This window comes from Saccharibacillus sp. WB 17, assembly GCF_008634075.2.
GTDB lineage: Bacteria > Bacillota > Bacilli > Paenibacillales > Paenibacillaceae > Saccharibacillus > Saccharibacillus brassicae.
The window spans coordinates 11,836-24,154 of the sequence record NZ_VPFK02000021.1; the positions used below are offsets into that span (position 1 = coordinate 11,836).

General features: G+C 61.7%; 8 protein-coding genes. All 8 read left to right on the forward strand.

The annotated features are described in order from the left end of the window. Window positions 1–44 precede the first annotated feature (44 nt). The 8 genes from FTE24_RS11120 to FTE24_RS11155 all read left to right on the forward strand — a co-directional run bounded on the left by FTE24_RS11120 (window position 45) and on the right by FTE24_RS11155 (window position 12,189). Window positions 45–1,565, forward strand: coding sequence for an extracellular solute-binding protein (locus FTE24_RS11120; protein ID WP_150229609.1), 1,521 nt, complete (start codon window positions 45–47; stop codon window positions 1,563–1,565). 15 nt (window positions 1,566–1,580) lie between these two features. Beyond that, on the forward strand, window positions 1,581–2,822 hold the full coding sequence (locus tag FTE24_RS11125; protein WP_150229606.1) for a glycoside hydrolase family 88/105 protein: 1,242 nt from the start codon (window positions 1,581–1,583) through the stop codon (window positions 2,820–2,822). Continuing rightward, the gene (locus FTE24_RS11130) at window positions 2,809–4,161 is read left to right on the forward strand and encodes a glycoside hydrolase family 28 protein (RefSeq protein ID WP_150229604.1); all 1,353 of its coding nucleotides are present in this window, start codon (window positions 2,809–2,811) and stop codon (window positions 4,159–4,161) included. The genes FTE24_RS11125 and FTE24_RS11130 overlap by 14 nt, the downstream gene beginning before the upstream one ends. An 83-nt stretch (window positions 4,162–4,244) precedes the next feature. After that, window positions 4,245–5,135 carry a dienelactone hydrolase family protein gene (locus tag FTE24_RS11135; protein ID WP_150229602.1) on the forward strand — a complete coding sequence of 297 codons (891 nt, stop codon included), beginning with the start codon at window positions 4,245–4,247 and terminating at the stop codon, window positions 5,133–5,135. Window positions 5,136–5,158: 23 nt separating this feature from the next. Then, a complete protein-coding gene (locus FTE24_RS11140; RefSeq protein WP_150230687.1) occupies window positions 5,159–6,256 on the forward strand; it encodes a pectinesterase family protein in 1,098 nt (365 codons plus the stop codon). A 191-nt stretch (window positions 6,257–6,447) separates the two neighbouring features. Next, window positions 6,448–8,103 carry a family 43 glycosylhydrolase gene (locus FTE24_RS11145; protein WP_150230685.1) on the forward strand — a complete coding sequence of 552 codons (1,656 nt, stop codon included), beginning with the start codon at window positions 6,448–6,450 and terminating at the stop codon, window positions 8,101–8,103. Window positions 8,104–8,575: 472 nt separating this feature from the next. Then, entirely contained in the window at window positions 8,576–10,348 is a 1,773-nt protein-coding gene (locus FTE24_RS11150) for an ABC transporter ATP-binding protein (protein WP_150229600.1), read from the forward strand. Continuing rightward, a complete protein-coding gene (locus FTE24_RS11155) occupies window positions 10,345–12,189 on the forward strand; it encodes an ABC transporter ATP-binding protein (RefSeq protein ID WP_150229598.1) in 1,845 nt (614 codons plus the stop codon). The genes FTE24_RS11150 and FTE24_RS11155 overlap by 4 nt, the downstream gene beginning before the upstream one ends. Window positions 12,190–12,319 lie beyond the last annotated feature (130 nt).

Consider the following 12,319-nt stretch of genomic DNA (forward strand, 5'->3'; position numbering starts at 1 on the left):
AGATCCGGCACGACCCAATTTATCCGAAGAAAAGAGGTAACGACATGAGAAAATCCGCCCAACAAGCCCGCAAGACCGGAGCGATTCTGCTGGGAACGACGATGCTTGCGCTGACCGCCTGCGGAGGAGGAAGCAGTCAGGGAGCCGCCGGGCAGCCGTACGACGAAAATTCGAAAGCGACGATCAGCTGGCTCAATATTTTGCATACCGCTTCGCCGCCGACCGACACCATTTTGACCAAAATCGAAGAAAAAACGAACGCCGATATCCAGTTCTCCTGGATTCCGGACGCTTCCAAAGAAGAACGGATCAATACGTCGCTCGCTTCGGATTCGCTGGCCGACATCGTCACGCTGACGCTGCTCGACAACTCCTCGGTGCGCAACTCGCTCAAGTCCGGCCTGTTCTGGGAAGTCGAACCGTACCTGAACGATTATCCGAATCTGGCGAACATCTCGGAAGACACGCGCCGCTCCGCTTCGATCGGAGGCAAACTGTACGGCGTGCCGTTCCAGAAAGACCTGGCGCGCAACGGCGTCACGATCCGCAAAGACTGGCTGGACAAGCTGGGACTGGAGACGCCGCGCACGACGGACGAACTGATGGAAGTCGCGCGGGCGTTTACCGAAGACGACCCGGACGGCAACGGCAAAGCCGACACGACGGGCTTCGTGGACCGCAGCGATCTGGTGTACGGCGCGTTCAAGACGCTGAGCTCCTACTTCGGCACGCCGAATATGTGGCAGGTGGGCGAAGACGGGAAGATGACGCCGGAATTTATGACCGAACCGTATTTCGAGACGATGGACTACATGAAGGCGCTGTATGAAAAAGGGTACATCAATCAGGATTTTGCCGTCACCGCCAAAACCGACCAGCAGCAGAAGTTCGCGCAGGGCCGGGCCGGCATCTACGTCGGGGCCATTTTTGACAGCAAAAACCTGCTCAACATGGCCAAAGGCATTCAAGACGATATGGAATTGGTACTCGTCAACGACATCACCTCGACCGGCAATGAAGCGGATCGCGCGATCTGGGCGGCCAACAACGGGATCGGCGGCCTGCTGGCGTTCCCGAGGTCGGAAGTGAAAGACGAAGCCGAACTCAAGCGGGTGCTCAAGTTCGTGAACGACCTGATGGACGAAGACAGCTACGCGCTGATGACGTACGGTATCGAAGGCACGCATTACACGGCCGACGATCAGGATGCGGTCACGATTACCGATACCGATCTGTGGCAGCAGGAAGTGCAGCCGTTCGCTTCAAGCCGTCCCAAAGAAAGCGGATACAAGATTCACGACGCCGATCCGCTCAAAAAGCAGTCCGACAAGCTGATCGCCGACAACGCCAACTACGCGGTGCTCAACCCGGCGTATTCGCTCGAATCGGAAACGTACAACACGCAGGGCTCCGAGCTGCAAAAAACGATCATGGACGCGACGTACAAATACATTCTCGGCGAGCTGGACCGGGCAGGCTTCGAAGCGGCAGTCGAGAGTTGGAAAAAGTCGGGCGGAGCCAGCGTGATCACCGAATATGAAGCCGCTTACAAAGAACAGAAATAAGGAGGGTGCGATTCAATGGAACATTCATCGTCAGCCAAGTCAACGTGGAGCGTACGAACGGCGGAATCGATCATGGCGCGCAGTCCCAAGCTGTATCTGTGCAACGGGCATAACGGCAAATGGTCGTACGATTACGGTGTCGTGCTCAAAGGCTTCGAGGCGCTGTGGTGCCGTACCGGCGACAGCCGGTACTTCCGCTATATCCGGGCACAAATGGATCATTTTATCGGGGAAGACGGGCAGATTCGCGGCTATGCGCAGGGCGAGTACAATATCGACCATATCAACAACGGCAAGCTGCTGTTCGCGCTGCATCAAGAGACGGGCGAGCGCAAATACCGTCTGGCCGCCGATCAGCTGCGCGCCCAGTTGGAGCATCATCCGCGCACGTCCGAAGGCGCATTCTGGCACAAACAGATCTATCCGTACCAGATCTGGCTCGACGGCCTGTATATGGGAGCGCCGTTCTATCTCCAGTACCAGCTGGAGTACGGGGGCGGCGCCGGAGTGGACGACGTGACCCGGCAGTTCATCCTGTGCGAGCAGCATACGCGCGACGAACAGACGGGGCTGCTGCACCATGCGTGGGACGAACGCAAGATCCAGCCGTGGTGCGATCCGAATACGGGCCGTTCGCCGCATTTCTGGGGCCGTTCGCTCGGCTGGTTCGTCATGGCGCTCGTCGACGTGCTGGAGCTGCTGCCGTCCGGCCATGCCGATACGCCGAAGCTGCGCCGCATCCTCGTCGATACGCTGACGGCGCTGCGCCGGTATCAGAACGCGGATTCCGGCGTCTGGTACCAGATCGTCGACTGCGGGCAGCGCAAAGGCAATTATCTCGAAGCTTCCGCTTCGAGCATGATCGTCTACGCCATGGCCAAAGGCATACGGCTCGGCGTGCTTGACGAGACGTGGCAGGAGCCGCTCGATCGCGCTTTTCGCGGCGTGCTGGACGAATTCGTGCTGGAGACGAAGGAAGGCTGGATCAACCTGAACAAAAACTGCCAGGTCGCCGGTCTCGGCGGAGCGGACCAACGCGACGGCACGTTCGCGTATTATATCAGCGAACCGATCGTGACGAACGATCAAAAAGGGCTCGGCGCGTTCCTCAAAGCATGCTCGGAATACGAACTTACGCGGCTTGAAGCGCAGGGCGGAGCGGGTACGCGGACGGAGCAAGGCGAGAAGCCGCGCGAAGAAACGGGTGCTCCGCTCGCAGCCGGCAGGGAAGGAGCCGATTCCTATGGCCCTCTATAACGTGCTGGATTACGGAGCGATGCCCGGCGGCGAAGCTTCGTCGACCGCGGGTATCCAGGCGGCGATCGACGCCGCCGCCCTGGCCGGAGGCGGCACCGTATTCGTGCCCGCGGGCCGCTACCATACCGGCTCGATCGCGCTGCGCAGCCGGGTCGAGCTGCGGCTTAGCCCCGGCGCCGTGCTGCACTTCGGCGCGGACCCGGCGGAGTATCCGATCGTCGATTCCCGCTGGGAAGGCGTCAGGCGCCGGGTCCATGCTTCGTGCCTGTACGGAGCCGATCTCGAAGACGTGTCCGTGACCGGCGGCGGCACGCTCGACGGCGGCGGAGCGCCGTGGTGGGACCGGCACCGCGGCGGTCCGGAACAGCTCCCTTACCCGCGGCCCAAGCTGATCGGGCTGGACCGCTGCCGCCGCGTCACGCTGCGCGACCTGAACCTGCGCAATTCGCCGAGCTGGACCGTCAATCCCGTCTTGTGTACCGACGTCACGATCGACAATCTGTCGATTCTCAATCCGGCCGATTCGCCGAACACGGACGGCATCGATCCGGAATCGTGCAGCGGCGTTCGCATCTCGAACTGCCATATCGACGTGGGCGACGACTGTATCGCGATCAAGTCCGGCACGGAAGAGACGCCGGAGAGAGTGCCGTGCGAGAACATTGCGATCTCCAACTGCACGATGCTGCACGGACACGGCGCGGTCGTGCTCGGCAGCGAGATGAGCGGCGATATTCGCAATGTCGTGATCCAGAACTGCGTGTTCAAGCAGACGGACCGCGGTCTGCGCTTCAAGTCGCGGCGCGGCCGCGGCGGCACGGTCGAAGATGTCCGGGTCAGCAATATCGTCATGGAAGACGTCATCTGCCCGTTCATTCTCAACCTGTATTATTTCTGCGGCCCGCGGGGCAAAGACCGTTACGTCTGGGACAAAAATCCGTATCCGGTCACGGAAGAGACGCCGCGGTTCCGGCGAATCCATTTTGCCCATATTACGGCGCGCCGGGTGCATGCGGCGGCCGGATTCCTATACGGGCTGGCAGAGATGCGGGTGTCGGAGATCACGTTCGACGACGTGGACATTTCGATGGCCGAAGACGCCGTCGCGGGCCTGCCGGCGATGATGGCCGATCTTCAGCCGATGCGCGCCCAGGGGTTCTTCCTCGGCAATGTGCAAGACGTGAGCTTTCACCGGGTTCGCCTGACCGGCCATGAAGGACCGGCTTTCCGGATCGAAAACGGCGAAGGCGTCGAGATCGAAGATTGCCGCTCGCGGGGCGCGGACGGATCGCCGCAGCAGCTCGTGGTCGAAGAACGGCCGGCCGGGGCGAATCGCTGAGCGCTGCCCATGACGAAGGGGGCACAAGAGAACGGCAGCGACACACCGGGAGCAGTAAGCCCGAAACAGAGGAGGGATAAACGATGCGGAACGATCCGCTGTGGGACTGTCTCGGCGACCTGCCGGAAGACCGCCCGGTCCGCGCCCGGCTGGTCCGGCGCGGCGAAAGCGACGGCTATAGACTGGAGTCGTGGATGCTCGAACTGAACGGCTTCGAAGAAGTGCCGGCTTACGTCGCGCTGCCGGCAGCAGGGCAGGGGCCGTACCCGCTCGTGCTGTTCAACCATTCGCACGGCGGGTTGTACGAACAGGGCAAGCGCGAACTTGTGCGCAGCAGCGCCTACCTGCAGCCGCAATCGGTCGCGCAGGCGCTGACTGGCCTCGGCTATGCCGTCGGCTGTATCGATATGTGGAATTTCGGGGAGCGCAGCGGCCGATCGGAGAGCGAGACGTTCAAGGAGATGCTCTGGAACGGACAAGTGCTGTGGGGCATGATGCTGCATGACAATCTCAAATTTCTCGATTATTTGTGCGGGCGGCCGGATATCGACGCCGCGCGGACCGCGACGGCGGGCTTGTCGATGGGCGGGCTGATGGCCTGGTGGTCGGCCGCGCTCGACAAGCGGATCGGCGTCACCGTCGACCTGTGCGGACAGGTCGAAGCCCGAGCGCTGATCGAGCGGCGCGGTCTGGACCATCACGGTCTCTATTCGTATGTCCCCGGGCTGCTCAAATCGTTCGAGACGCTCGACATCCAGCGGCGGATCGCGCCGCGTCCGCGGATCAGCCTGACCGGCCGGCACGATCGGCTCTGCCCGCCCGAAGGCGTGCGGCGGCTGGACCAAGGGCTGCGCGCGGTCTATGCCGAAGCCGGACGTCCCGCAGCTTGGCGCTCCGTCGCCGCAAGCGGCGGACACGCGGAGACGGCGGACATGCGCGAGACGTGGCTGGACTTTTTGCGGGAGCATCTGTGAAGAGGAAGGAGAAGCCAATGGAGCTGTGGGTCGGGCGCGAGCCTCTGTGCGAATACGCGACGATTCAGGATGCGGTCGATGCGTCGGAGCGGGACCATTCCGGAGCACCGGCCGCGATTTACGTGCTGCCGGGCGTCTACCGGGAGCAGGTCGTCGTCTATCGCTCGGAGCTGTCGATCGTCGGGATCGGGCACGTCGAAATTGTCATGGATCGGCATGCCCGCGAGCGGGGTGACGATGGGGAAGAGATCGGCACGTTCGCGACGCCGACGCTGTTTCTCGGCGGAAGCGGGCTGCGGCTGGAGAATATGACCGTGTCCAATACGGCCGGCCCGGGCGAACAGGTCGGGCAGGCAATCGCGCTGACGGCGCACTGCGACCGGGCGGTCTTCCGCTGCTGCACGTTCAGGGGGCATCAGGATACGCTGTTCACCGGCCCGCTCCCGCCTGCGCCCCAGGAGCGGAAGTCGTTCGGAGGCGTTCCGATCCGCGAGCGTCATGCGCGGTATCGGCAGCTGTACGTGAACTGCCGGATCGAAGGCACGGTCGATTATATTTTCGGCGGCGCCGAAGCCTGTTTCGAACGCTGCGAACTGCGCAGCCTTGCGCGGGCGGGCGGCGTATCCGGCGGCCCGTCCGGCAGCGCGTCTGACGGCGCGTTCGGCGGCGAACGCGGCGGATACGTGACGGCGGCTTCGACGCCGGAAAGCCGGAGCGCCGGCTATCTGTTCGCGGACTGCGTCCTGACCGCCGAACCCGGCGTGCCGGCCGGTTCGGTCTATCTCGGCCGGCCGTGGCGCGAACATGCGCGAACGGTGTTCGCGGGCTGCCGGATGGGCACGCATATCCATCCGGCGGGCTGGCACGACTGGGGCCGGCCGGAGCGCAGGCGGACGGCGGATTACCGGGAATACGGGACGCAGCCGCCGCCGGCTGCCGGGGAGCGGGCTTCGTGGACGGTGAGCGGAGCGGACGGCGCGTACGAAGCAGCGGATTGGAGCAAAGAGACGATGTTCGCGGACGACCGATTCTGGGAAGCGGATCGCGGGCCGGCGGCATATCCGAACATTCGGGGTGATCGGCCGACCGCGTTCAAAACGGAAAGGAGAGATCAGTTATGAGCGCACACGAACCACAAACTCCGCCTGCGCGGAGGCAGGACGCCGGGAGCGCCGGGAGCAGTCCGCTCGGGATCGTCGACGGCAGCTCCGATCAGGCGGCTGCCGATAACACGCGTGGGATCATCGACGCCGATTCCGACAAGGCGGCCGCCGATAATTCGACCGGCAGCCCCGGCGACAACTCCGATCAGGTGTTCATCGATAACCCGGTCCTTCAAGGGTTCAATCCCGATCCCTGCATGATCCGCGTGGGCGGGACGTATTACGCGGCCGTGTCTTCGTTCGAGTGGCTGCCGGGCATCCGCATTTATGCGTCGGACGATCTGGCGCATTGGGTCCACCGGACCGACGTGCTGACGGACCGGCAGGTGGACCTTGCCGGCAATCCGCATAACTGCGGCATCTGGGCGCCGCAGCTCAGCTACGCCGACGGTCTGTTCTACCTGATCTACACCGATGTCAAAAGCACGCGCCGCCCGTTCAAGGACGTCCGCAATTACGTCATCACGTCGCCTTCGATCGACGGGCCGTGGTCCGAGCCGGCCTATCTGAACGGGATCGGCTTCGATCCGTCGCTGTTCCATGACGAAGACGGAACCAAATGGCTGCTGAACGTGCTGTGGGATCACCGGATCGCGGAGAGCAACAAATCGGTCGGCATCACGATCCAGCCGTACGATCCCGGGCTTCGCCGGGCGGTCGGGCGTCCCGTCCGCATCTTCGCCGGCACGGAACTGCGCAAGACCGAAGCGCCGCATCTGTACCGGCGCGGCGACTGGTATTACCTCGTCACGGCCGAAGGCGGCACCGGCACGGGCCATTCGGTGACCGTGGCCCGGTCGCGGCAGCTGTACGGCCCGTACGAAGTCGATCCCCGCAATCCGATGCTGACTTCGAGCGATCGGCAGGATTGGCCGCTTCAATGCGCCGGCCATGCCAGCCTCGTGAGCACGCCCGGCGGAGACTGGGTCATCGCCCATCTGTGCACCCGGCCGATCGAAGGAGGCTACGCGATTTTGGGACGCGAGACGGCGCTGCAGCGCGTCGTCTGGGACGCGGACGGCTGGCTGCGGCTCAAGGACGGCGGACATACGCCGCAGCTGCGCTTCGAACTGCCGGCGGAATACGCGGCGCAGCTGCGCGGCGCGGCCGCTCCGGCCGGAAACGGACCGTCTCGCGGCTCAGCGTCCGACACGGCCGCAAGCACTCCGCCGATGCTGCCGCCGACGCGTGCGCGCGCCGCGCATGTGTTCGCGGACGAATTCGACGGCCCGGCGCTGCAATCGAACTGGAACAGTCCGCGCCTGATGCCGGGCGGCGCCTGGTGTTCGCTGGACGCCCGGCCGGGTCATCTGCGCCTGACGGCGGGCGAATCGCCGCAAAGTTTGTTCCGGCATCATCTGCTCGCCGTCCGGCAGACCGATATTGCTTTTCGCGCCGAGACGGAGCTTGAGTACCGGCCGGAATCTTTTTTGCAGATGGCGGGGCTGATGATGTATTTGTGCGAGTCGCGCTATCTGTACGCTTTTGTCAGCCATGACGAGGAGCAGGGACGCGTCTTGTCGATCATGCGCGCCGAAGAAGATCACTTCGAGCTGGAACCCCCGATTCCGATCGCGGCGGACGGTGCAATCGGGCTCGCGGTCGAAGTCGACGGCGTACGGGCCGCGTTCCGGTACCGGACCGATCCGGACGGCGAATGGCGCAATATTGGAGGTTCGTATTCCATCGGATTTCTGTCCGGCGGATTCACCGGCAGCTTCGTCGGCATCGGCGTACACGATATGGAAAGGCTGCACGGAAGTTATGCGGACTTCGCCTATTTCCGTTACGTCGGCAGGAATTGAGTCAGAGCAGCGTACGGAAAAAGCCGCGGGATGTTCCCGCGGCTTTTCGTTTGCGGCGAAAAAGGGGCGGCCGACAGCGTTTTTTTGATCCCGTGCATAAAAATAAAGCTTTGGCCTGCCGCGTTCGGCGTCCCGTTCGGCCTCGAACAGGACGCGACCGGGGGCTTTTTGGCTATCGGAAAACAGGTTTTCGCGGAAATACTTAAAGCGTTTTCGAATTTTTTTCGGCTTAATCGCCGAAATTCGCCAAAGAAGCCGAATAATCGAGAATGCGAGACTATTTGAATTAAATGAATACGCTGACAACGCCAGCCGAATGCTGAGCCGTTTCATTGGCAAAATATGCTTTTTTACTCGCTTTGCCGGGATAAAAGCAGGGTGATAAACTGCATTATGCCAAACATATGTATCTTTATACGGAATGGGGTCCCGGCCGCTTCAATCGGAACCCCGACAAACGAGGAGGAAAGACATGAACGTTCTCAGGCGACTGCAGGACTATTACTGGGAGAAGAAGGCGTATATGTTCGTCTCGATTCTTTTTCTGGCAATCGCCACTGCTCTGGGGTTGGTCTACCCCAAACTGCTTCAAATCCTGATTGATGACGTGATTACGCCCCGCAATTTCGAAGGGGTTCCCCAGCTTGCGCTGGCCGTGGTCGGCGTCGTGACGCTCAAAGCGATCATGCAGTTCATGCATGGCTTCTTCGGCGCGCGACTTGGTAACTTTCTGGCTTACCGGCTGCGCGACGCGTGCTACGAGAAGCTGCAGTTTCTGTCGTTCCGCTACTACGACACGGCGCGCACAGGCGATCTGATGTCCCGCCTCACCGGCGATCTCGAAGCGATTCGCCTCTTTATCGGCTTCGGCTTCGCCCAAATCCTCAACCTGTTCCTGATGGTCGGCTTCGGCGCGGCCATGATGCTCTCGATCAACTGGCAGCTGACGCTGTGGACGCTGATCACCATCCCGCCGCTCGTCTTCGTCGCGCTGCGCTTCGAATCGCGGATCCATCCGGCTTTTCAGGAAATGCGCCTTGCGCTCGGCTCCTTGACGACGGCGGTGCAGGAGAACGTGACCGGCGTGCGCACGGTCAAAGCGTTCGCGCGCGAACCGCACGAAGTGAACAAGTTCGCGGTGCGCAACGACCGCTACAAAGACAACCAGCTGCACGCTTCCGGGCTGTGGAGCCGCTACTTCCCGGTCATGGAACTGCTCGCTTCCGGCTGCGCGGTGCTGCTGCTCGGTGTGGGCGGCACGATGGTCGTGCGCGGCACGCTGACGGTCGGCGAACTGGTCGCCTTCTTCAGCCTGATCTGGTATATCATCGGACCGATGTGGGGGCTCGGCTTCCATATTAACAACTACACGCAGTCCGAAGCTTCCGGCGAACGCGTGCTGGAAATTCTGGATCGGCCGTTCGACGTGCGCGATAAGGAAGACGCCGTTTCGCTCGATAGCGACGCCGTTCGCGGGCATGTCACGTTCGAAAAGGTCGGCTTCGCCTACGGCAACAAGCTGCACGCCGTGCACGATATCAATCTCGACGCGCCTCCGGGCAAAGTGATCGGCCTGCTCGGCGGAACGGGCGCCGGCAAATCGACGATCATTCAACTGCTGATGCGCGCTTACGACGTGACGGAAGGTTCCGTCAAGCTGGACGGCATCGACGTCCGCGACCTGCGGATCGAAGACCTGCGGGGGCAGATCTCGACCGTGTTCCAGGAGACGTTCCTGTTCTCCTCGACGATCAAGGGCAATATCGGTTACGGGATCGGCGACGTGCCGATGGAAGACATCGTTCGCGCGGCCAAGCTGGCCAAAGCGCACGACTTCATTATGGAAATGAAGGAAGGCTACGATACGGTCGTCGGCGAACGGGGCATGGGCTTGTCCGGCGGCCAGAAGCAGCGGATCGCCATCGCGCGCGCCCTGCTCAAAAATCCGAAGATTCTGATTCTCGACGACGCGACGAGCGCCGTCGACATGGAGACCGAGCACGAGATCCAGGCCGGCTTCAAGGAAGTCATGAAAGGGCGCACCACGTTCATCATCGCGCACCGGATCTCTTCGCTGCGCCATGCGGACGAGATTCTCGTCCTCAGCGAAGGGCGCATCGTGCAAAGAGGCCGGCATGAGCAGCTGATCGACCAGCCCGGCCCTTACCAGGAAGTGTACACGATTCAATACGCGGACCATATCGCCCAGACGACGGCGCCGGCGGAAGGGGAGGCCAACCTGTGAGCACGCATAGCGAGAAATTCAATCCCAAATTGGGCAAAAAAGCGCAGGAAGATCCGAACCGCAGCCGCTTCGTGTACAAGGACGACGACGATATCGACAAAGCGTTCAACTGGAAACAGTTTGCCCGCCTCTTTTCGTATATGCGCCCCTACGCCAGGCAGATGCTGCCGCTTATTCTCCTCATGACGATTCTCGGCACCGTCACCAAGCTGGCGGTTCCTTACCTGACCGGCGTGCTCGCGATCGACGGAGCGATCAAGAACAGCGACCTGACGCTGCTCTACATCGTGACGGGCACCGTACTCGCCCTGTATATCGTGCAGTGGATCGCCAACGTGTTCCGGATCAAGTACACGAATATCATCGGGCAGCGCGTCATCTACGATATCCGTTCGTCGCTGTTCACGCATATCCAGAAGCTGTCGTTCAACTTCTTCGATAAACGTCCGGCCGGTTCCGTGCTGGTCCGGGTGACGAACGACGTCAACTCGCTGCAGGACCTGTTCACGAACGGCGCGGTCAACGCGATGATCGACTGCGTGCAGCTGGCCGGCATCATGGTCATCCTGCTGCTGATCAACTGGAAACTCGGCCTCGCGGTCATGATTACCGTGCCGATCATGTTCTTCATCTCCACCAAGCTGCGCCAGAAGATCCGTATGGCCTGGCAGGACGTGCGGCTCAAAAACTCCCGGATCAATTCGCACTTGAACGAAGCGATCCAGGGCATTCGGGTCACCCAGGCGTATACGCAGGAAAAAGAAAACATGAAATTTTTCAGCGGCATGAACGCGGACAGCCGCAAATCGTGGAACCGCGCTTCGACGATGAACCAGGCGTTCGGCCCGATGATCGAAATTACGGGCGGCGTCGGTTCGATGATCCTGTTCGGGTACGGCACGTACCTGATCCAGCAGGGCGAAGTGACGGTCGGCCTGCTCGTGACGTTCGCCAACTACGTCGGCAACTTCTGGGACCCGATCAACCGGCTCGGCCAGATGTACAACCAGCTGCTCGTCGCCATGGCTTCGTCCGAACGGATCTTCGAGTTCCTCGACGAGAAGCCGAGTGTCGACGACAAGCCGGGCGCGCAGGCGCTGCCCAAGATCAACGGCAGCGTCAAGCTGGAAAAAGTCATTTTCGAATACGAACCGGGCCGCCAGGCGCTCAAGGGGATCGATATCGAGGCGCAAGCGGGGCAGTCGATCGCGCTCGTCGGCCATACCGGGTCCGGCAAGTCGACGATCATCAACCTGCTCAGCCGCTTCTACGACGTCACCGAAGGCACGGTCAAGATCGACGGGATCGACGTGCGCGACGTCAAGCTGGAGAGCCTGCGCGCGCAGATCGGCATCGTGCTGCAGGACACATTCATTTTCTCCGGCACGATCCGCGAAAATATCCGGTTCGGCCGGCTCGACGCGACCGACGAAGAGATCGAGGAAGTGACCCGGGCCGTCAAGGCGCACGATTTCATTATGGCGCTGCCGGGCGGATATGATACCGAAGTCGAAGAACGCGGCAGCGCGCTCTCGATGGGGCAGCGGCAGCTGCTCTCGTTCGCCCGGGCGCTGCTGGCGGACCCGCGCATTCTGATTCTGGACGAAGCGACGGCGAGTATCGACACCGAGACCGAGCTGAAGATCCAGGAAGCGCTCAAAGTGCTGCTGCAGGGACGGACTTCGTTTATCGTGGCGCACCGCCTCTCGACGATCCGCCATGCCGACAAGATCATCGTGCTCGACCACGGCGAGATCAAGGAGCAGGGCACGCACGCGGAACTGGTCAAGCACGGCGGCATTTACGGCGGTCTCGTCGAAGCCCAATTCCGCTTTTTGTAACCGGACGACCGATCCAGAACATTTCCAGTAACTCCATTCGAAAAAAAGAAAACCTGCGACAATTTTCGCAGGTTTTCGCCTTTTTTTCATAAAAATTTGAGTGGTCGGGGTTGCAATTCAGACGCCCAGC